Origin of the sequence: Streptosporangium longisporum, assembly GCF_039534895.1 — a bacterium.
Lineage (GTDB): Bacteria > Actinomycetota > Actinomycetes > Streptosporangiales > Streptosporangiaceae > Streptosporangium > Streptosporangium longisporum.
In genome coordinates, this window is record NZ_BAAAWD010000015.1 from 715,178 (window position 1) to 735,616 (window position 20,439).

Below are 20,439 nucleotides of genomic sequence, written 5' to 3' on the forward strand. Positions count from 1 at the left end.
CGTTCACCGTCTCGTGGTCGATCGCTCACGCACCGGCGGCCGGGCGCAGCTCGTATCTGGGGTTGAACATGACCTTGCGTCCATCCTGCATGCTGACGAGTCCCTCTGCCAGCACCAGGCGGCCGGGTTCGATGCCCGCGATCCTCCTGCGGCCCAGCCAGATCAGGTCGATCACGTCGGAGCCGTCGTAGAGCTCGGCCTCCAGCGCCGGGGCGCCCCCGCGGGGGCGCAGCGTCACCGTCCGCAGGGTGCCGGTGACGCAGAACCGGCGGCGCCCGCCGCACGAGACGATGGCGGTGGCGCCGTGACGGTCGAGGTCCTGCTGAAGCTCGTCGGCCTCCAGCTCCGCCTGACCGGCGGTCAGGCGGCGGAGGAAGCCCCGCAGGCCGCCCTGTTTATGCGGTTCCTGAGAACCCACGGACCCTCTCCTTCACATACGAGTCGCATCAGCGTACGCGATCCGGCCCGTCAGCGAATCTCGGCGATCTCCGGCCCCCGGCCGAAGGGGTTCAGGTCGGGCTTGTCCCTGCCGCCTCCCTGCTGCTCCGCGCCCTGCCTGGCCTCGGGCGGCAGCCGGAGCTCGATCGCCTCCTTGGGCGCCATCGGCTCGTCCCCGCGTACCACGACTATGTCCCGGACGACACCTTCCAGCGTCGCCGCGGAGTCGGCGCCCTGGGCGGCGCGGCCGCTGATCACCGCGCGCAGGAACCAGCGCGGCCCGTCCACGCCGATGTAGCGGACCGGCTGGTCGCCGCCGCTCTCGGCCGGGATCCTGGCGGCCAGCTCGACGCCGAAGGGCCCCTCCCGCTCCTCGGCGGTGCCGCCGGCGCTCTTGACGCCCTCGGCCAGCTCCGCCCTGACCTCGTCCCAGATGCCGCTCCGCTTGGGCGCCGCGAACGCGTGCACCTGAAGGGCGCTCTCGTCGTACAGCACCACCGCGCCGACGATCTGCTCTCCGGCCAGGTTGAGCTGGATCTCGAAACCGGCGTCGACGGGCAGGCGCATCCCGCCGAGATCGACCCTCTCCCGCTCCGGGTACGGCTCCTCGGAGTCCCATGGGCCGGACTCCCGTGCCGGGACCTGCTCGGCCTCCTCCACCGCGGCCTTGACGGCCGGGGACTCCTCACGACGGCGACGTCGGAACACTTTCCTCACGCTCCTTGAAGATTCACTGGTCACTCATCCTGCCGGGCGGCGGGCGGTCGCCGGGCCGGGGCCCGTGCGGGCCCGGGTCACCGGATCCGCCGCACCCACCGCACCGGCCCCGCTCCCCGCGGGACCGCGGGCGCCCCGGACACCCCTGGCGTCCCTGGCGTCCCCGGCGGCACCGACGGCGGCGTCGGTGCCTTCATCGGCCGGTGGACCCGAACCCGCCGGCGCCTCGCGCCGAACCGGGCAGCCGGTCCACCTCGTGGAACACCGCCCTCTCCACCTTCTGGATCACCAGCTGCGCGATGCGGTCCCCTCGGCGCAGCCGTACGGCGTCCTTGGTGTCGGTGTTGAGCAGCGTCACCCTGATCTCGCCCCGGTAGCCCGCGTCCACGGTGCCGGGCGCGTTGACGAGCGTCACCCCGTGCCGGGCGGCCAGACCGGAGCGGGGGTGGACGAACGCGGCGTACCCGTCCGGCAGCGCGATGGCCACCCCGGTGCCGACCACGGCCCGCTCACCGGGCAGGAGCTCGACGTCCTCGGCCGCGTGAAGATCCGCCCCCGCGTCGCCCGGATGGGCGTACGACGGCGGCGGCAGGTCCGCGTCGAGCCGGTGGATCAACACCTCGACGGTGTGGGTCACGGGTTCACCTCGTACTCGTGGTGCTCGTCGATGATCGCCTGGCCGCCGTGCTCCACGAAGTGCTCCATGCCCACTTCGATGAAGAGCGCCGCGGCCCGCACGGCGACCGGGCCGTCCGCGGAACCGATCCGGCCCTCAGCTTCAAGGTACGCCTTCCGGCCGGACATGCCGTTGCACCAGGCGCGCAGATACAGCTCGGTACCGACCGGGACCGGCCTGAGGTAGTCGGTCTCCAGCCGCCCGGTGACGTAGGGCTTCCGGAAGAGCCAGACGGACATGCCGATGACCTCGTCCATCGCGGCGGCGAGCACGCCGCCGTGGGCCAGGCCCGGTGCGCCCTGGTGGCTCTCCCCCACGACGAACCTGGCCTGGACGGTGATCCCGTCAGGGGTGGTGGCGGTCAGGTGCAGGCCGGTGGGGTGGTCGTCCCCGCAGCCGAAACAGCGGCTGTAGTGGGGACCGAGCGGGGAACCGGGGGCGGGCCCGCCGGGAAGCGGCCCCGGACGGACGGCGTCCGGCGGGGGGGTGGTCACGCTTGAACGGGTCACGGGGCAGAACGTTACCCCTTGGACTGCGGTGATTCCTCATTCACCGGCTTTCCCGCCCGGCGGGCGGCCCTTCCGGGCCCGGGACGGGCTCCGCGGGACCGCGCGGCACCGGACCGGGCACCTCCGGGCCGGGGCCATCCGGACCGCCAGAACCGCCGGGGCCGCCGGGGCCGGTGGAGCCGCCGGGGCCGCTGGAGCCGCCACCGGGCCCCTCGGAGGCGGGGCCACCGGGGTCCGGGCCTCCGGGGCCTCCGGGGCCGCCGGGATCCGGGCCGCCGGCGGGGTCCGGGCCGGGGTGGGGCGAGGCCGGTGGCAGGGCGCGCGGCGGGGAGGCGCTGAGCTCGGGCAGTGCCCGGTAGATCACGGCGGCGACCGGCACCGCCACGGCCGCGCCGGCGATGCCCGCCAGGATGCCGCCCACGGCCAGCGCCAGGATGATCGCCAGCGGGTGGAAGTGCAGCACCCGGCCCACGATCAGGGGTTGCAGCACGTGGTTCTCCAGCTGCTGCTCCACCAGCAGGATGCCGAGGAAGATCAGGGCGTAGATCGGGCCCTTGGCGCCCAGGGTGACCAGCGTCGCCACCGCCCCGGCGAAGAAGATGCCGACGATCGGGATGAAACTGGCCAGGAAGATCAGCACCGCCAGCGGCGCCCAGAGCGGCACCCCCATGCCCGCGAGCACGATGCCCATGATCACGCCGTGCACGGCGGCCACCGCGACCGTGCCCTGCACGTACTGCGAGAGCGTCACCCAGGCCGTCCGGCCCGCCCGGTCGACGCGCGGTGCCATGCTCCCGAACCCCTTGAGGAACCACGACCAGATCCGGTCGCCGTCCTTGAGCAGGAAGAACGTCACGAACAGCAGCAGCACGATGGAGGCCAGCACCTCCACCGCCACCGTGGCGCCGGTCAGGACCGTCTGGGTGATCTGGTTGCGCTGGGCGGTGACCTGCTTGCTGACCTCGTCGACCATGCTGGTCAGCTGGTTCGGCTTCAGGTGCAGGGGCCCGGTGTAGAGCCAGTTCTCGACGGACTTGGCTGTCTGGCGCACCTGGTCGACGAGGCCGGGGAACTCGTCGTTCGCTCGGACCCCGATGATCCAGCCGGTGCCGCCGAGCACGGCGAGCGCGATGAGCATGGTGATCCAGGTGGCGTAGATGGGCCGCATGCCCATCGCGCCCAGCCGCCGGGTGATCGGGAACAGCAACGCGGTCAGCAGCAGCGCCACGGCGACCGGCAGCACCACGATGCGCAGCGTGGCGATGAACTGCGCGAAGTAGAAGACGGCCCAGCCGATGATGATCAGGCACAGGCTCCACAGGGCGAGGCGGAGCAGCGTGCGAGGCACCAGGCTGGTCAGGCGTTCCCTATCGGAGATCACGAATCCAAGCCTGTCACGCCGGTACGGAAAATGCGCGTGGGTTACCGGTCGGACACGGCGACGACCCGGACACGACCGGGACCGGTCCAGGACGCGCCCGGCGTCGGGACTAGGCCTGGAGCGTCTGGGACCTGACCGGGACGCGGACCGGGGCCTGGCCGGGAGCGACCGGGGTCGAACCGGGACGTGACCGAGACCCGGCCGGGAGGCAACCGGGGCCGACCGGGACGTGAAGGCCGACCGGGAGGCGGCCGGCCCTCGCCTGGAGCCGGCACCCGCCCGGTGGGGCGGGTGCCGGTCCGTGCGGTGGCCCGCGCCCGCCCGGCCGGGCTCAGCGCTCGGCCGGTGGGCGGGAGATCACCCTGTCCTCGAGGTAGCAGCTGCAGTTCCCACATCCTGGCGGCATGACCCGTCCTCCCCTCACCTGTCGTGTCTCGACCGTACGACGGTGCGGCCCGACGGAAAGGACAGAGTCGCGGGCGTCGCGGTCAGGTGAGGGCGACCTCCACCAGCAGTTCGCCCTCGCCGGGGTGGAGCACGAACTCGTCGATGACGCCCGCGCCGCACAGGTCGTCCTGGGCCTGGCGCACCAGGTCGACCCCCGCGCCGGTGACGGTCAGCCGGGAGACCTCGGCGCGCATGGACAGGCGGGCGTCGGACTTGGCCTTGCGGACCCGGCCGAGGACCGCGGCCACCGCGGGCAGCAGCTCGGGATCGCCCTCGCGCCGGCCCGGCCCGGGCCAGGACGCCCGGTGCACCGAGCCCTCCCGCCACCAGGACCAGACCTCCTCGGTGACGAAGGGCAGGAACGGCGCGAACAGCCGGAGCATGACGTCGAGGGCCTCGCGCAGGGCCGCGTGCGCCGAACGCGCGGCCGCGCTCGCCTCACCCGGGCCCGCCGCCCCGCCCGCGTCCGCCGTGCCACCGAAGCCCGCGTCAGCGGCGCGTCCCGCCCGCCCGGGGCGGCCGGCGCCGGTCACGCCGTCGTAGGCCCTGGCCTTGACCAGCTCCAGGTAGTCGTCGCAGAACTCCCAGAAGAACCGCTCGGTCCGCTCCAGCGCGCGGGTGTAGTCGTAGCCCTCCATCGCCTCGGTGGCCTCCTCGACCACCTCCGCCAGACGGGCCAGCATCGACAGGTCGATCGGCTCGGTGACCTCGCCGCCGCCCTCGCCGAGGCCGAGGACGAACCTGGAGGCGTTCAGGATCTTGATGGCCAGACGGCGGCCGATCTTGATCTGGCCGGTGTCGAAGGTGGTGTCGGTGCCCGGACGGCCGTGCGCCGCCCAGTAGCGGACCGCGTCGGAGCCGTACTGCTCCAGCAGCCCGAGCGGGGTGACCACGTTGCCCACGGACTTGGACATCTTCTTGCGGTCGGGATCGATGATCCACCCGGAGATCGCGACGTCGCTCCAGGGCAGGGTGTCCTGCTCCAGGTGGCTGCGGGCCACGGTGGAGAACAGCCAGGTCCGGATGATCTCGTGGGCCTGCGGGCGCAGGTCCATCGGGAAGACCCGGCCGAACAGGTCGGGGTCGCGCTCCCAGCCCCCGGCGATCTGCGGCGTGAGCGAGGAGGTGGCCCAGGTGTCCATGACGTCGGGGTCGGCGGTGAAACCGCCCGGCTTGCCGCGCTGGTCCTCGGTGTAGCCGGGTGGCACGTCGCCGGCGGGGTCCACCGGCAGGGCGGACTCCGGCGGCGTGATGGGCGAGGAGTGGTCGGGCTCGCCCTCGCCGTCCAGCGGGTACCAGACCGGGATCGGCACGCCGAAGAACCGCTGCCGGGAGATCAGCCAGTCCCCCGCCAGGCCGCGCACCCAGGCGTCGTAACGGGCCCGCATGTACGAGGGGTGCCAGGACAGCTCGGCGCCCCGCTCCAGGAGCGCCTCGCGCAGCGCGAGGTCGCGCCCGCCGTTGCGGAGGTACCACTGCCGGGTGGTGACGATCTCCAGCGGGCGGTCGCCCTTCTCGTAGAACTTCACCGCGCGCCGCACCGGCCGGGGATCGCCCTCCATGCCGCCCGAGGCCCGCAGCAGCTCCACGATCCGCTCGCGGGCCCCGTGCGCGGTCCTGCCGGCCAGCTCCGCGTACGGCTCCGCGGGCACGCCCTCGGGTGCGTCCGGCAGCAGCCTGCCGTCCCAGCCGACGACCGGGCGGGTGGGCAGGCCGAGCTCGCGCCACCACACCACGTCGGTGACGTCGCCGAAGGTGCAGATCATCGCGATGCCGGACCCCTTGTCGGGCTCGGCCAGGTGGTGGGCCAGCACCGGCACCTCGACGTCGAACAGCGGCGTCCTGACCGTGGTGCCGAACAGCGGCCGGTAGCGCTCGTCGTCGGGGTGTGCGACCAGGGCGACGCAGGCGGGCAGCAGCTCGGGACGGGTCGTCTCGATCCAGACCCGGTCGCCGAACCCCCTGGCCCGCTGTTCCTGCGAGAGCGTGAAGCCCAGCCGGTGGAAGGCCCCGGGCCACTCGCGGTCCTCCAGCTCGGCCTGGGCCACGGCGGTGCGGAAGGTGACGTCCCACAGGGTGGGCGCCTGTGCCACGTACGCCTCGCCGCGGGCCAGGTTGCGCAGGAAGGCGCGCTGGGAGGCGGCACGCGCGTCGGTGCCGATGGTGGCGTACGTCATCGACCAGTCGACCGACAGGCCCAGGCGGCGCCACAGCTCCTCGAAGGCCTTCTCGTCCTCGGCGGTGAGGCGTTCGCACAGCTCGATGAAGTTCCCGCGCGAGATCGGGACCTGCCGCTTGGCGTCGGGCCGGGCGGGCGGTGAGAACGAGGGGTCGTAGGGGACGGAGGGGTCGCAGCGCACGCCGAAGTGGTTCTGCACCCGGCGCTCGGTGGGCAGGCCGTTGTCGTCCCAGCCCATGGGGTAGAAGACCTCGCGCCCGCGCATCCGCCGGAAGCGGGCGATCGTGTCGGTGTGGGTGTAGGAGAAGACGTGTCCCACGTGCAGGGAACCGGACACGGTCGGCGGCGGGGTGTCGATCGAGTAGATCTCCTCGCGCGTGCGCGACCTGTCGAAACGGTAGGTCCCCTCGGCCTCCCAGCGGCTCGCCCATACCGACTCCAGGCCGTCGAGAGTGGGTTTCTCGGGCATGGGCGCGGGGCGCGGTCGCTGTTGTGTCATGCCTCCCTATGGTATGGCTTCGAACAGGGCGGCGCTCGGAGAGACTAGGGTTCTGAGCGACCGCGAACGGGAGGACCACATGGCCGACACAACCGAGAAACAGGACATGGCGTGGAAGGCCATCGGCGGCCTGCTGGGCCTGGCCACGGCCTGGGGCGTGAGGAAGATCGTCGGCTTCGCCTGGGAGAAGGCGACGGGCAGGAAGGCCCCGGTCGACAACGAGTCGCTGGAGGTCGACCTCGGTGAGGCGATCGGCTACGCCGTGGTGATGGGCGTCGGCATGCAGGTGACGCAGATCGTGGTGGCCCGCACCGCCAGGAAGCGCTACGACGCCTGGAGGGCCGTCAAGGCCGCCGCCAAGGACGTCACCGGCTGACGGCCGACCGGCGGGAACGACACCGGCCCGGGGCCGCGTCCACCACGGACGCGATCCCGGGCCGAGCCGCCGGAGCGGTGCCGGGGCAGGCGTCGGTGCAGTGCCGGGGCAGCGTCACGACGACGTCAGGACGGCGTCACGACGTCACGACGGCGTCAGGACGCCTCCAGCGCGGCCAGGAACTCCTTGGCCCAGCGGTCCACGTCGTAGGTGGAGACCCTGCGGCGCAGCGAGCGCATCCGGCGCGACAGGTCGTGCGGGGTGGCCCGCATCGCGGCCAGCATGGCCCGCTTGAGCCCGTCGACGTCGTAGGGGTTGACCATGAACGCCTGGCGCAGCTCGTCGGCCGCCCCGGCGAACTCGCTGAGCACCAGCGCGCCGCGCAGGTCGTTGCGGCAGGCGATGTACTCCTTGGCGACCAGGTTCATCCCGTCGCGCAGCGGCGTGACGACCATCACGTCCGCGGCCAGGTAGAGCGAGGCCAGCTCGTCGCGGCCGTAGGACTGGTGCATGTACTGCACCGGCTGCTGCCCCAGCTCGCCCTGCTCGCCGTTGATCCGCCCGACCTGCAGCTCGATCGAGTCGCGCAGCCGCATGTACTCCTCGACCCGTTCCCGGCTCGGGGTGGCGATCTGCACGAACGCCGCCTCGCCGGGCTTGATCGTCCCCTCCGAGAGCAGCTCGCCGAACGCCTTGAGGCGCTGGCCGATGCCCTTGGTGTAGTCGAGCCTGTCCACGCCGAGCAGCATGCACTCCGGGTCGCCCAGCTCCGCGCGGATCTCCCTGGCGCGGGCGATGATGTGCGGTTCCCTGACCAGCGAGTCGAGCTCGCCGAAGTCGACGGAGATCGGGAAGGCCGCGGCCCGTACCAGCCGGTCCCCCACCTGGATGTCGTTCTTGTGGTGCTGGTAGCCGAGCAGGATCCGGCAGAGCCGGATGAAGTTGGACGCGCCGCCGGGCCGCTGGAACCCGACCAGGTCCGCGCCGAGCAGGCCCTCGACGAGCTCGCGCCGCCACGGCAGCTGGGAGAACAGTTCCACCGGCGGGAACGGGATGTGCAGGAAGAAACCGATGCGCAGGTCGGGGCGGAGCTTGCGGAGCATGGCCGGGACCAGCTGGAGCTGGTAGTCCTGGACCCACACGACCGCGTTCTCCGCGGCCTCCTCGGCGGCGGCCTGGGCGAAGCGCTCGTTGACGGCGCGGTAGGACTCCCAGGTCACGCGCGAGTAGATCGGGGCCGCGACCACGTCGTGGTAGAGCGGCCAGAGCGTGCCGTTGGAGAAGCCCTCGTAGTAGAGCTCGACCTCCTCCTCCGACAGCGGGACGGGCACGAGCTGCATGCCGTCGTGCTCGAAGGGCTCCAGCCGTTCGTCCGGGGCGCCGTGCCAGCCGACCCACGCCCCCTCCCTGCGCTGCAGGACGGGGGCGATCGCGGTGACGAGGCCGCCGGGGCTGCGCCGCCACATGTCCTCCCCGACCCGGTCGACGGGAAGACGGTTGGCGACGATCACGAACGCGCTGCGGCCCAGCACAGATTCCTCCAGGTAGTCGAGAGCTTACGTAAAGGACTACCCGTTCAACGAACTTCTATGACTTTCCAGGTGGAAGGGCACCGCGCTGGATCCTCAGGTCCGCCCGTACGGCGTCGCCGAGCTTGTTGGTGGCGGCGCGGTTGAGGAACCCGCCGGCCACGGCTCCGGTGAGGAAGGGGCCGAAGGTGGTGAGGTGACGTCCCATGGTGCGCATCAGCCGGTTGCGGAGCGCGGTCTTGGCGGCGGTGCCGAGGGCCACGGTCATCGTCCCGGGGGCCATGGGGTCGACCCCGCGCTGCTTGGACCAGGCCATCGCGAAGGCCATGGCGCGCTGGGAGCCGGTGCCGGGGACCTGGAGGCCGTACACCTCGTGCAGCTCGGCGATGAGCTTGACCTCGATCGCGGCGACGACGAGGGTCTCGGCGACCAGCTGGGCGGGGGCGGACAGCAGCAGGGGCGGCGCGGCGAACTCGGCCGCGGCGACTGCCCCGCCGATGGCGCCGACCGCCATGGTGGCCTTGGTCGCGGTGCGTACCAGGTCGTCGGCGAGCGCCTCGGAGGTGAGGCCGTGGTGGTGGTCGGAGAGGGTGGCGAGGTCGCGGATGGGGATGCGCGGCGCCACCGCCATGAAGACGTCGGTCAGCCAGCGGCCCCGGCCTGCCCCGGACGCCTTGGCCTTCCTCGCCCCCTGGGCGAGCGATCTCGTGAGACGGCCGAGCAGCCTGCGCCGCTCGGCCCCGTCCATGTCGCCCGGTTCTGCGAGCCTGCCGACGATCTCCGCGACTTCTCGTTCATGCGCGCCGGCCGACTTCTCGGCCGTGAAGTCGTCCGGCGCGGCACCGGTCTGCCTGTTCTCTGACGTCATGTCTCGGAACCTCCTCAAGGCTGTCCGAAGGCCCTACCCCCAAGGGGAGGGACACACCTCGGACAGGCCGTCGGAATCATCGTCAGGCCGCGCACTCCCGGCAGATCTGCTGGTTGTTCTTCTCCACGGCGAGCTGGCTGCGGTGGTGCACCAGAAAACAGCGCGCGCAGGTGAACTCGTCGGCCTGGCGAGGAATCACCCGGAGCGAGAGCTCCTCGTTGGACAGGTCCGCGCCCGGCAGTTCGAGCGATTCGGCGAGATCGGTCTCGTCGATGTCGATGCTGCCCGAGGACTTGTCGGTACGGCGTGCCTGCAGTTCCTGCAGGCTGTCCTCGCTGAGGTCGTCGTCGGTCTTGCGTGGACTGTCGTAGTCGGTAGCCATCGGTCTGCTCCATCCCCCTCATCTATCTGTCTGCGCTCACTCGCGCGTGTGTAACGTTCGAGAGGCACGGCTTGTGCCCGATCCGCCAGAGAGATTCCTGCTTGGGTACCCCGCCGGAATGGTCACTGAACCTCCCTACACGTGAGGGACGTACTGCCAATGGCCACGGTTAGCCAAATATGGCGTAAACCACAGCATCGGCGGCATGCACCACCGTGTTCGACGGCACATCCAACCACATGTACGGCGTGAACGAGACGCCCCCCGCCGGATCAACGTGGCCGGAGTCGCACGGTGACCACCAGCCCTCCTCCGTCCCTGGGTAGAGCGGTCACGTTGCCCCCGTGGGCCCGCACGACCGCGCGGACGATGGAGAGCCCGAGCCCCGCCCCCTTGTCCGAGTCGACCCGGTCGGCGTTGAGCCGCCGGAACGGCTCGAAAAGGCTGTTCACCTCGTACGCGGGGACGTGCAGCCCCGTGTTGGCCACCTGAACAACCAGGGCCCCCTCCACCATTCCCGTCCTCACCCACAAACGTCCGGACTCGGGAACGTTGTGCTTTATGGCGTTCTCCACGAGATTGGCCACGCACCGCTCCAGCAGGACCGGATCACCGACGGTCTCGGCCGACTGGAGCTCGGCGGTCACGGTGACCCCGGCCTCCTCGGCCCGCGCGGCGAGCTGGTCGACGGCCGTCTCGGCCACGTCCTTCATGTCCACCGGCTTGCGCACGCTCAGCTCGCGCTCGCTGCGGGCCAGCAGCAGCAGGCCCTCGATCAGGCGCTCGTTGCGGGCGTTGACCTCCAGCAGGGTGCGGCCCAGCGCCTTGAGGTCACCCGACGCCTCGGGGTCGCCCAGGGCGATCTCCAGGACCGTCCGGTTGATCGTCAGGGGGGTGCGGAGCTCGTGCGAGGCGTTGGCCACGAACCGTCGTTGTGTGTCGAAGGCCACATTGAGCCTGGTGAGCATCGCGTCGAAGGTGTCGGCGAGCTCCTTGAGCTCGTCGTCGGGGCCCTTGAGGTCGATCCGCTCGTGGGCGAGGGTGCTGCCCGACAGCTTGCGGGCGGTGGCGGTCATCTGCTGGATCGGCTTGAGCGCCCGGTCGGCGACGATGTAGCCGATGATCACGGCCAGGATGCCCACGCCGAGCAGGGCCAGCAGCGAGCGGGCCAGCAGCTCCCGCTGGGTCACGGTGGTCGTGACGTGCTGCTGCCAGCGCCACTCCTGCTTGATGTTGCTCGCCAGCTCCGGCCCGACGAGCTGGTCCAGGTCGGTGATGGGGAACTCCGGCCAGGCCGAGTAGAGCGACCAGCCCACCATCAGGTAGATCACGACCACGAGCAGGGCCCCGGCCGTGAAGAACAGCACGGCGTAGGTGATGGTCAGCCGCCAGCGGATGCTGACCCGGTCGATGATCGACCGCGCCCTGTCCAGGAGGCTGCGCGGCGCCGGGGAGGCACCGGCCGGGGGCGGCCCGTCCCAGGCGGGCGGGCCGGTCGGCGGCGGGGGGTGGCCGGCGAGCCCCTTGCCCTGCGGATCCACCGGCCCGGAGCCGAGCTGCTCGCTCTTCCACCCGCTCCGCTCGGAGTGCGGGCTGATCATCGGGTGGGTCGGCACGGACTCGCCGCCCTGGCCCGTCGGGACGAAGGTCGGGCGGTCCTGTTCCCCGCCTGCCGGAGCGCTCACAGCTTGTACCCGACCCCGGGAACCGTCTCGATCACCTGGGGCTCGCCCAGTTTCTTCCTCAGGGTCATCATGGTGACGCGCACCACGTTGGTGAACGGGTCGATGTTCTCGTCCCACGCCTTGTCCAGCAGGTCCTCCTGGCTGACGACCGCCCCCTCGGCGCGCATCAGCTCCTCCAGGACCGCGAACTCCTTCTTGGTGAGCGCGATCTCCTCGCCGTTCCTGCTGACCAGCCGCTTGCCCGGGTCCAGGCGCACCCCGGAGCGCTCCAGCACCGGCGGGAGCGCCGGGGCCGAGCGGCGGCCGAGCGCGCGCACCCGCGCCACGAGCTCGATGAACACGAAGGGCTTGGCCAGGTAGTCGTCGGCCCCCAGGCCCAGCCCTTCGACCTTGTCGTCCACGTCGCCGGACGCGGTCAGCATCAGGATCCGCGACGCGGTACGGGAGGCCACCAGCCGGCGGCAGACCTCGTCCCCGTGCACCTTGGGCAGGTCCCTGTCCAGGACGACGACGTCGTAGTCGATGTAGCCCGTCCGCTCCAGCGCTCCGGCACCGTCGTAGGCCACGTCCACGGCCATCGCCTCGCGCCGGAGCCCGGTCGCGATCGCGTCGGCGAGCACCCGCTCGTCCTCAACCACAAGCACTCGCACGGCCTATGGCACCTCCCGTCACATTTCCTGGACAGCCGCTGGAACGGCTCCCCATTGTCGCTCCATCCCCTGTAAGCACACGGTAAGGGTCCCCGATGTGAGCACTGCGCGTGATGTCGGGAACACGGAGGTTTAGCGCGCTGTTCACCGTGGGTACAGCCGGATCCAGTCTCTACCGCGCTACTTTCCATCCCCTGAGCCCGTGAGAAAGAAGGTGAGATGGGCGAGTTCACCTCCACAATCGAACACCGCCTCGACCAGGCCTACAGGAACCTGCAGGAGGCCCGGTCCAGCGGGGACGACTACCTCGCCGACACCTTCACCGCCGAGATCGAGGATCTCCAACGTCTGGCGACAGACAACGGCGTTCCCCTCCAGCGCTGATGGCGGGAAGAGCCCCCCGGCCGGGCCGGGGGGCTCTTCCATGCCCGGCCCGGCCCATACCCGGCCCGATCGAGCTCCCGGCCCGGTCAGGCGTCGCGTTCCGGGGCGAGCCCGAGCAGCAGGTCGTGCAGCTCCTCGAACAGGCCGGGTGCCGCGCAGAGCGTCAGGCCCGGATTGGCCGGTCGTCCTTCCAGCCCGCCGACCCGGGCCCCGGCCTCGGCGGCGATCAGGCCCCCGGCCGCGTAGTCCCACTCCTGGGGGCCGCGCTCGTAGTAGCCGTCCAGCCTCCCGGCCGCCACCGCGCACAGGTCCGAGGCGGCCGAGCCGCCCCGGCGGATGTCGCGCACCCGGGGCAGCACGTGGCGCAGCACCTCGGCCTGCACCGCCCTGCGCCCGCTCCCGTAGCCGAACCCGGTGGCGATCAGGGCCCGCTCCAGCGGCACGCCGGTGTTGCAGCTCAGCCGTTCCCCCGCCAGCCACGCCCCCCGGCCCCTGACCGCGGTGAACACCTCGGCGCGGGGCACGACGTTGACCACTCCGGCGATCACCTCGCCGTCCACCTCCACGGCGATGCTGACCGCCCACTCCGGCACCCCGTACAGGAAGTTGACCGTCCCGTCGATCGGGTCGACGATCCAGCGGACCCTGCCGTCGCCGGTGGTGCCGCCCTCCTCGCCCAGGATCGCGTCGTCGGGCCTGACCGCCTTGATCCTGTCCCTGATCAGCTCCTCCGAGGCCCGGTCCAGGGCCGTCACCACGTCGGTGGGGCTGGATTTGGTGACCAGCACCTCGGGCCGGGCCGGCCGCTTGGCCAGCAGCATCTCACCGGCCTCCCGGGCGATCTCCTCCGCCAGCCGGCCGAAGGTCACGGCACTGTCCACGATCCGCTCACCGCTCCTCGCTCGTTCCACCGGGTTCACCACGGCACCCGCCGCGATCTCCCGTCTCCCGCACGCCCCGGCGGGTCCGGCGTGGCGGAACGTTCCGCCACGCCGGATCCGCCGGGACACCCGCCCCGCGGATCACCATCGTCCCACCCGATCCGAGGGGCGAGGCTCACGAGAGCGACTCCGGCCGTTTCCACTCGCGGCCCAGGACGTGCTGACCCAGGAACGCCAGAACGGTCTCGTACCAGACGATGGCGTTGCCCGGCTTGAGCACCCAGTGGTTCTCGTCGGGGAAGTAGAGGAACTTCGACTCCACCTCCGAACGCCTCAGGTCCCACCACAGGCGCAGCGCCTCGCCGATGGGCACCCGGTAGTCCCTGTCGCCGTGCACGACGAGCATGGGGGTGGTGATCTTCTCCAGTGACAGGTGCGGGGAGAGCCTGGTGTACAGCTCGCTCCCCGGGGCGCCGAACTCGCGCTGCCAGTACATGGACGCGTCCGTGGTGCCGGCGAACTGGTCGAGGTTCCACAGCGAGGCGTGGGTGACGATGGCCCTGAACCTGTCGGTGTGCCCGGCCAGCCAGTTGGCCATGTAGCCGCCGAAGGAACCGCCCATGGCGCCGGTCCTGGTGGCGTCGACCTCGGGCCGCTCCAGCGCGGCGTCGGTGATCGCCATCAGGTCGGCGTGGGTCCGCGGGCCCCAGTCGGCCCAGCCGCGCCGGATCATCTCCGGCCCGTAGCCGGTGGACAGGCACGGGTCGGGCAGCAGCACCGCGTACCCGTGCGCGGCCATGATCCACGGGTTCCAGCGCCAGGACCAGTCGTTCCAGCTGGCCAGCGGGCCGCCGTGGATCCAGAGCAGCATCGGGGCCGGGTCCTCGCCCGAGGCCCCCTCGGGCAGCACCAGCCAGGCCCTGATCTCCGCACCGTCGTCGGCGGTCGTGGTGACCTCGGTGAGGGTGCCGGGCGTCTCGGGCCGCGGGACGGGAGAGGCCAGCGTCTCGATCGTGCCGTCCGCGGTGATCCTGACCGGGGCGGCGGGCGCGTCCACGGCGCTGCGCAGCGCGTAGACGGCGCCGTCGGGCGCGACGTTCAGCGAGGAGTACGCGGCGTCGTCGGGGGTGAGCCGTTCCGGCGCGGAGCCGTCGGCCGCGACCCGGAAGACCGGCCGCCGTCCCCGGTGGTCGGCGGTGACGAACAGGGAGCGGGAGTCGGGGGCCCAGACGAGGTCGCCCGGCCACAGCGCCCCCGCGGCCGGGCGCCCCTCGCCGGTGGCCAGGTCGACGATCCACAGGACGGTCTCGGGGATCCGGTCGACGGTGGCGTGGTTGCTGCGGACGCACGCGACCATCCGGCCGTCGGGGGAGATCCTGACCGGGCCCTCGAAGTCGTGGCCGTCCTGCCCGGCCACGACCCGCCGGGAGCCGTCCGCGGTCGTGGAGATCGCGACCAGCTCCGACCGGCGCTCGCCGTGCGGCAGGGGCACGCTCCAGGTGGTCACCACGGTGGAACCGTCCGGCGTCACCGCGTAGGAGGCCTCGTCGGTCAGGGCCCGGCCCGGCTGCGGGGTGAGGTCCCTGACCTCGGTCAGCCGCTCGCCGTCCCCCAGGGTGCCCGCGAACAGCCGGGTCTCGCCTGGCCCCAGGTCGTGGTCCCAGTAGCGCACCGGGTAGTCCTCGTGCAGGACCGCGCTGATCCCGCCCTCCTTGCGTGCCTTGCGCCGCCCGGCCTCGTCGGCCTCGTCACCGGGGAGCACGTCGGAGCCGAAGACCACGGTCCGCCCGCCGGTGGCGAACCCGGTCACGCCGCCCGGCCTGGAGGCGATCTGCCGGGCCTCGCCGCCGCCCGCCGGCAGCGCCCAGAGGGCCGGGACCTCCTCGTCCGCGTCCTTGACCGTGGGGTCGGGCCGGCGGGAGCCGAAGAGCAGGTCACCGGCTCCGGTGAACTCCGCCCCGGCCTCGCCCTTGACCGACCGGGTCAGCCTGCGCGGCCCGCCGTCTCCCAGGGGGATCTCCCACAGCGAGGTTCCGTACGACTTCCCGTCGGGGTTGAGCGCCTGGACCACGCCCGCCAGGCGCGTGCCGTCGGGGGAGAGCCGCAGGGACACCAGCCGCGGTACACCGACATAGTCATGAATGTCATTGAATGGAGTCACGGATTTGAACCTACCCGGCGATCGTTCTTCAACCTCGGATCTCCGGGCATGCATCCGTCGGGCACCGGGTGACGAACTACCCATGGTGAGCATGCGAGAGGACACCCCGGCATGCGGTTTGATGAATGCCATGGGGAATTACGACGCACTTCTCGTCGTCTCGTTCGGGGGACCGGAGAAACCGGACGACGTGATGCCGTTCCTGGAGAACGTGGTGCGGGGCCGCGGCGTCCCGCGCGAGCGGCTGCTGGAGGTCGAGGAGCACTACCAGCGCCTCGGCGGCGCCAGCCCGATCAACGACCAGTGCCGTGACCTGATCGAGGCCGTGCGGCCCACCGTCGATCTGCCGATCTACTGGGGCAACCGCAACTGGCACCCGTTCCTGGAGGACACGGTCCGCCGGATGGCCGACGACGGTGTGCGCAGGGCCGCGGCCTTCGTCACCTCGGCCTACGGCTCCTACTCGGCCTGCCGTCAGTACCGCGACGACATCGCGCGTGCCCGGGCCGCGGTGGAGGGGGCGCCGGAGATCGTCAAGCTCCGTCACTACTTCGACCATCCCGGGTTCCTCGCGGCGATGACCGACCACACCCGCCAGGCGCTGGACCGCCTTCCGGCCGGGGTGCGCGAGGGTGCGCGGCTGGTCTTCACCGCGCACAGCATCCCGGTCTCGATGGCCGAGACGGCCGGGCCCGAGGGCGGGCTGTACGAGGCGCAGCTGCGCCGGGCGGCCGCGCTGATCACCGAAGCGGTGGGCGGGGACCGGGCCTGGGACCTGGTCTGGCAGAGCCGCAGCGGCGCTCCGCACATCCCGTGGCTGGAGCCCGACGTCTGCGACCACCTGGAGAAGATCGACGCCCCGGCGGTGGTGCTGGTGCCGATCGGTTTCGTCTCCGACCACATGGAGGTCGTCTACGACCTCGACGTGGAGGCCGCCGAGACGGCGGAGCGGATCGGCCTGCCGCTGGTGCGGGCGGCCACGGCGGGCGTCCACCCGAGGTTCGTCTCGATGGTCGGCGAGCTGGTCGCCGAGCCGGAGCCCCTGGCCTGCCCGGCCACCTGCTGCCCGGCGCCCCGGCGCCGTCCCGGCTGACGCGCGGGAGGACTCCGCACCCGGGCGGCCTCTCAGGGGTACGCGGCTGCGTACCCCCGGGAGACGGCCATCACCTTGGCCACGTAGGACCAGGAGTGGTTGTAGAACCAGATGGCCTTCTCCAGTTTCCTGCCGCCCTGGCCGGCCCCGTTGGCGCACAGGTAGTTGGCCGCCGAGGGGACCGCGTCGTAGGGGCTCCAGATGTCGGCCACGCCGTCCCCGTCGCCGTCCACCCCGTAGGCCTTCCAGGTGGCGGGCATGAACTGCATGGGGCCCTGCGCGCCCGCCGACGACGGGCCGTTGTTGCGCCCGTGCGAGCTCTCCACCTGCCCGATCGCGGCCAGGACCGTCCAGGAGAGCCCCGGGCAGACCCCGGCCGATTTCCGGTAGAGCTCCAGGTAGCTCGCGGGCCTGCCGACCGCGACCCGCCTGGCCTTCTCGCCGGTCGCGGCCGGGCCGGTGCCGGTGTCGCCGCGGGTGGGCCCGGTCCCGCCGTCGCTGCTCGCGGCCTTCTCGCCGCCGGTCCTGCGGGTGGTCGCGGCGCCGGTCGCGCGGCCGACGGCGACCACCTGGGAGCCGGGGCCCAGCAGCCTGCCCACCCGCTTCCTGAGCAGGGCGGTGGCCTTCTGCGGCCCGTGCACGAGCATCGCCACTCCCGGCAGCAGGCCCAGGCGGCGACCGGTCTCCTCGGCCACGATGCCGTCCACGCCGGGCAGCCCGAAGGACGCCGCGGCCGCGGCGCGCAGCCGAGGACCGCCGTCCACCTGGTAGTGCGAGCCCAGGACCAGGCCGAGGCGGCGTACCGCCGAGCTGTCGGCGACCAGGTCCCCGGCCGTGAGGGCGCTCCAGAGCGCGGGCTGGGCGGCGACGCCGTCGGGGGTCCAGGCCCGGAAGCGGGCGGGGTCCACCGCGATGAGGTTGAGTCCCACCCCGGCCACCTTGACCACTCCCCCGTCGAAGACGTCGATCTTGCGGACGTGCCTGAGCCGGGAGATGCCGGTCCGGGTCCGCTCGGTCAGCGTCGAGCGGGAGACGACCATCAGCCGGGGCGGGGTGGGGACGACCTCGGAGGCGGGCTCGGAGGCGGGCTCGGAGGCGGGCTCGGTCCTCGGTTCGGCGGCCGGGGTGGAGGGGGCGGCGGTGGCGATCGGCTCGATCGCCGCCAGGTCCCGGACACCGGCCTCGGCCGCGTGGGGGGCCGGGGGGACACCGGGGACGATCAGCAGGAGCACGACCGCGCCGAGAGCGACGAGAGCGGTAAGGATCACCATCGCAGGGACGAAGAACCGCAACCCGGAAAGACGTGACACTGCGCTCACACTAGTTCCCGTGCGCCGCCGGAGAGACCGTTGCCGGGAAAATCACCCGCCGGCCCGGGGTCCCGTCCGGCCGCGTCCCCCTGTCGTCCGCCGTCAATCGTGAGTACTCTTCATATTCGCTGACGGAGCCGGTGGACCGGCGACGACCCGCGTGCCGCGGGCGGGTCGTCTCGCGTCCGGGAGCCCCCGCGCCCCGGGCCCGGCCAGACCCGCGGGGCAGGAGCGAGCATGCCCGAGACCTTCCGCAACTGGGCCCGCAACCAGTCCGCCACCCCCGCGGAGATCCGCACCCCGGCCGACGCCGCGGAGGTCTCGCAAGCCGTCCGCGACGCCGCGGCGGCGGGCCGCCGGGTGCGGATGATCGGCAGCGGGCACTCGTTCACCGGGGTGGCGCTGACCGACGGCCTGCTGCTGCGTCCCGGCGCGCTGACCGGGATCCGCGTCGCCGGGGACGGCCGGGTGACGGCCGGGGCGGGCACCACGATCCGCGCGCTCAACGCGGAGCTGCACCGCCGGGGCCTGGCCCTGGCCAACATGGGCGACATCGACGCCCAGACCGTGGCCGGGGCCGTCCAGACCGGCACCCACGGCACCGGGCGGGACGCCGGCGGCCTGGCCGACCAGATCCTGGCCCTGGAGCTGGTGCTGGCCGACGGGGAGATCGTCACGGTCCGCGCCGAGGGCGACGGCGTGATCCGGGGGGTGCCCGAGCGGGACCTGTTCGACGCGGCCAGGGTGGGCCTGGGCGCGCTCGGCGTGGTGACCTCGGTGACGTTCCGGACCGAACCGTCCTTCCTGCTGCGGAGCACCCGGGAGCCGAGGACGCTGACCTCGATCCTCGCCTCGCTGGAGGAACTGGTCGACGGCAACGAGCACCTGGACTTCTTCTGGCTGCCGCACACCGACACCTGCCTGACCAAGCGCAACAACCGCAGCCCCGGACCGGCCCGGCCGCCGGGCGCGCTGAAGTACTGGCTCGACAACCACCTCATGGAGAACACCCTGTTCGGCGCGCTCTGCGGGATCGGCGCACGCTTCCCGGGCGCCATCCCCCGGCTCAACGCCCTCTCGGCCGCGGCGCTGTCGGCCTCCACCCACACCGACGCCTCGCACCGGGTCTTCGCCAGCGTGCGGGACGTGCGCTTCCTGGAGATGGAGTACGCCATCGCGTACGAGCACCTCGGCCAGGCCCTCGCCGAGGTCCGCGACCTGCTGGCACGGCGCGACTGGAGGATCAGTTTCCCGGTCGAGGTCCGGGTCTCCCCGGCCTCGGACGCCTGGCTGTCCACCGCCTACGGCAGGCGGTCGGCCTACATCGCCTGCCACGTCTACCGGCCGACGCCCAACCCGGCCTACTTCGAGGGCGTCGAGGAGATCATGACGGCGCTGGGGGGACGGCCGCACTGGGGCAAGCTGCACACCCGCGACGCCGCCTACCTCGCCACGGTCTACCCCCGCTTCGCCGACTTCCTGGCGGTACGGGACACCCTGGACCCGGCGGGCACGTTCGCCAACGACCATCTCGACACCGTCCTGGGCCGGGTCCCGGCAGCGTAGCGGGGCCGGATCCCGCCTCCGGCGGACCGGTGCTCCCACCCCGCGCGGAGCGGCGCTCTCCCCGGCGGACCGGCACGTTCACCTCCGGCGGACCGGTGCCCGGGTCCGGACGGACCGGTGCTCGTGCCCGGGGCGGACCGGTGCTCGTGCCCGGGGCGGATCGGTGCTCGCGTCCGGGGCGGACCGGCCCCTCCCACAAGGTCTCGGTAAAGGGCGGCGCAAAGGCTCGCTCGAAGAACGACGCGTCCGCGTGTCCGTCGTTGCCCCGGCCCGCGCGGGGGGCAGATTCGCAGGGGCCCGCGCCACTCGACCCCGAGGGAGTCCGCTGGAGATGATCCTCTCCCGCCGCCCATGCCCGCCCTCCCCCCGCCCATGCCCGCCGTCCCCGTCACGGTCCGTCGTCACGGAGCGCGACGACGGGCCCTGCCGCGACGCCGCGACCCCGTCCCGTCCCGCCCGGATCGGCGGACCGGCGTCTCGGCCGTCTTCCGGTTATTGGCGGAAGTCCGCAGCGGTTCCCGGAGTTATCCGTGAGAATCCCTGCAGGACCCCGAAGTCGCTGCTCCAGACAGGTGCCCTGTAATCAGATGAATGGAGCAAATGTGACCGGCGTCACATCGCTGCGAGCCCCATCCAGGAAGGCGATGTTCGGACATGCCGGGTACGGTGCTGGCAGGCAACCGGCACACGCGAGAGACTCAAGGGTCC

18 protein-coding genes are annotated in these 20,439 nt (G+C 72.3%); 4 read left to right on the forward strand and 14 right to left on the reverse strand.

What is annotated here, in order from left to right; genetic code table 11:
* Window positions 1-25: 25 nt before the first annotated feature.
* From ABD832_RS29445 to valS, 6 genes are all read right to left on the reverse strand, one after another.
* On the reverse strand, window positions 26-418 hold the full coding sequence (locus tag ABD832_RS29445; RefSeq protein ID WP_344901310.1) for an OB-fold nucleic acid binding domain-containing protein: 393 nt from the start codon (window positions 416-418) through the stop codon (window positions 26-28).
* 50 nt (window positions 419-468) lie between these two features.
* On the reverse strand, window positions 469-1,146 hold the full coding sequence (locus ABD832_RS29450; protein ID WP_344901313.1) for a DUF3710 domain-containing protein: 678 nt from the start codon (window positions 1,144-1,146) through the stop codon (window positions 469-471).
* Window positions 1,147-1,348: 202 nt separating this feature from the next.
* On the reverse strand, window positions 1,349-1,792 hold the full coding sequence (dut, locus tag ABD832_RS29455; protein WP_344901316.1) for a dUTP diphosphatase: 444 nt from the start codon (window positions 1,790-1,792) through the stop codon (window positions 1,349-1,351).
* Window positions 1,789-2,340 (reverse strand): PaaI family thioesterase, encoded by a 552-nt coding sequence (locus ABD832_RS29460; RefSeq protein WP_344901319.1) that lies wholly within the window; start codon window positions 2,338-2,340, stop codon window positions 1,789-1,791. Before ABD832_RS29460 ends, dut begins: the two co-directional genes overlap by 4 nt.
* Before the next feature lie 40 nt (window positions 2,341-2,380).
* The gene (locus ABD832_RS29465; RefSeq protein WP_344901322.1) at window positions 2,381-3,721 is read right to left on the reverse strand and encodes an AI-2E family transporter; all 1,341 of its coding nucleotides are present in this window, start codon (window positions 3,719-3,721) and stop codon (window positions 2,381-2,383) included.
* 488 nt (window positions 3,722-4,209) lie between these two features.
* A complete protein-coding gene (valS, locus tag ABD832_RS29470; protein ID WP_344901325.1) occupies window positions 4,210-6,846 on the reverse strand; it encodes a valine--tRNA ligase in 2,637 nt (878 codons plus the stop codon).
* Between the two features lie 79 nt (window positions 6,847-6,925).
* Between valS and ABD832_RS29475 the strand changes: the two genes are divergently transcribed.
* Complete coding sequence (locus tag ABD832_RS29475; RefSeq protein ID WP_344901328.1) at window positions 6,926-7,222, forward strand: DUF4235 domain-containing protein; 297 nt, start codon at window positions 6,926-6,928, stop codon at window positions 7,220-7,222.
* A gap of 155 nt (window positions 7,223-7,377) precedes the next feature.
* On the opposite strand, the gene ABD832_RS29480 is transcribed toward ABD832_RS29475, so the two are convergent.
* The 5 genes from ABD832_RS29480 to ABD832_RS29500 form a co-directional block, all read right to left on the reverse strand.
* A complete protein-coding gene (locus tag ABD832_RS29480) occupies window positions 7,378-8,754 on the reverse strand; it encodes an alpha,alpha-trehalose-phosphate synthase (UDP-forming) (protein WP_344901331.1) in 1,377 nt (458 codons plus the stop codon).
* 55 nt (window positions 8,755-8,809) lie between these two features.
* Window positions 8,810-9,619: a hypothetical protein gene (locus tag ABD832_RS29485; protein ID WP_344901334.1), complete on the reverse strand. Its 810-nt coding sequence runs from the start codon at window positions 9,617-9,619 to the stop codon at window positions 8,810-8,812.
* A gap of 82 nt (window positions 9,620-9,701) precedes the next feature.
* Window positions 9,702-10,001, reverse strand: a complete 300-nt coding sequence (locus ABD832_RS29490) for a DUF4193 domain-containing protein (RefSeq protein WP_344901336.1) — start codon at window positions 9,999-10,001, stop codon at window positions 9,702-9,704.
* Window positions 10,002-10,273: 272 nt separating this feature from the next.
* Entirely contained in the window at window positions 10,274-11,686 is a 1,413-nt protein-coding gene (locus tag ABD832_RS29495) for a sensor histidine kinase (RefSeq protein WP_344901338.1), read from the reverse strand.
* Window positions 11,683-12,336 carry a response regulator transcription factor gene (locus tag ABD832_RS29500; protein ID WP_344901340.1) on the reverse strand — a complete coding sequence of 218 codons (654 nt, stop codon included), beginning with the start codon at window positions 12,334-12,336 and terminating at the stop codon, window positions 11,683-11,685. The genes ABD832_RS29495 and ABD832_RS29500 overlap by 4 nt, the downstream gene beginning before the upstream one ends.
* A gap of 219 nt (window positions 12,337-12,555) precedes the next feature.
* Between ABD832_RS29500 and ABD832_RS29505 the strand changes: the two genes are divergently transcribed.
* Window positions 12,556-12,720: a hypothetical protein gene (locus ABD832_RS29505; protein WP_344901342.1), complete on the forward strand. Its 165-nt coding sequence runs from the start codon at window positions 12,556-12,558 to the stop codon at window positions 12,718-12,720.
* Between the two features lie 86 nt (window positions 12,721-12,806).
* Here ABD832_RS29505 and ABD832_RS29510 read toward each other — a convergent pair whose 3' ends face one another.
* Together ABD832_RS29510 and ABD832_RS29515 are read right to left on the reverse strand one after the other, a co-directional pair.
* Window positions 12,807-13,631, reverse strand: a complete 825-nt coding sequence (locus tag ABD832_RS29510; protein WP_344901345.1) for an inositol monophosphatase family protein — start codon at window positions 13,629-13,631, stop codon at window positions 12,807-12,809.
* A 145-nt stretch (window positions 13,632-13,776) separates the two neighbouring features.
* Window positions 13,777-15,816: a S9 family peptidase gene (locus ABD832_RS29515; RefSeq protein ID WP_413224690.1), complete on the reverse strand. Its 2,040-nt coding sequence runs from the start codon at window positions 15,814-15,816 to the stop codon at window positions 13,777-13,779.
* Between the two features lie 76 nt (window positions 15,817-15,892).
* On the opposite strand from ABD832_RS29515, the gene ABD832_RS29520 reads away from it, so the two are divergent.
* Entirely contained in the window at window positions 15,893-16,855 is a 963-nt protein-coding gene (locus tag ABD832_RS29520) for a ferrochelatase (protein ID WP_344901350.1), read from the forward strand.
* 32 nt (window positions 16,856-16,887) lie between these two features.
* Here the strand turns inward: ABD832_RS29520 and ABD832_RS29525 are convergent, their stop codons facing one another.
* Complete coding sequence (locus tag ABD832_RS29525; protein ID WP_344901353.1) at window positions 16,888-18,126, reverse strand: lytic murein transglycosylase; 1,239 nt, start codon at window positions 18,124-18,126, stop codon at window positions 16,888-16,890.
* A gap of 276 nt (window positions 18,127-18,402) precedes the next feature.
* Between ABD832_RS29525 and ABD832_RS29530 the strand changes: the two genes are divergently transcribed.
* A complete protein-coding gene (locus ABD832_RS29530; protein WP_344901356.1) occupies window positions 18,403-19,731 on the forward strand; it encodes a D-arabinono-1,4-lactone oxidase in 1,329 nt (442 codons plus the stop codon).
* Window positions 19,732-20,439 lie beyond the last annotated feature (708 nt).

Excerpts from the sequence above, each read along its gene's own strand:
- valS (WP_344901325.1), bottom strand. The coding sequence starts at position 6,846 with ATGACACAACAGCGACCGCGCCCCGCGCCCATGCCCGAGAAACCCACT.
- ABD832_RS29475 (WP_344901328.1), top strand. The coding sequence starts at position 6,926 with ATGGCCGACACAACCGAGAAACAGGACATGGCGTGGAAGGCCATCGGC.
- ABD832_RS29485 (WP_344901334.1), bottom strand. The coding sequence starts at position 9,619 with ATGACGTCAGAGAACAGGCAGACCGGTGCCGCGCCGGACGACTTCACG.
- ABD832_RS29490 (WP_344901336.1), bottom strand. The coding sequence starts at position 10,001 with ATGGCTACCGACTACGACAGTCCACGCAAGACCGACGACGACCTCAGC.
- ABD832_RS29505 (WP_344901342.1), top strand. The coding sequence starts at position 12,556 with ATGGGCGAGTTCACCTCCACAATCGAACACCGCCTCGACCAGGCCTAC.
- ABD832_RS29515 (WP_413224690.1), bottom strand. The coding sequence starts at position 15,816 with ATGCATGCCCGGAGATCCGAGGTTGAAGAACGATCGCCGGGTAGGTTC.
- ABD832_RS29520 (WP_344901350.1), top strand. The coding sequence starts at position 15,893 with ATGGGGAATTACGACGCACTTCTCGTCGTCTCGTTCGGGGGACCGGAG.
- ABD832_RS29525 (WP_344901353.1), bottom strand. The coding sequence starts at position 18,126 with ATGGTGATCCTTACCGCTCTCGTCGCTCTCGGCGCGGTCGTGCTCCTG.
- ABD832_RS29530 (WP_344901356.1), top strand. The coding sequence starts at position 18,403 with ATGCCCGAGACCTTCCGCAACTGGGCCCGCAACCAGTCCGCCACCCCC.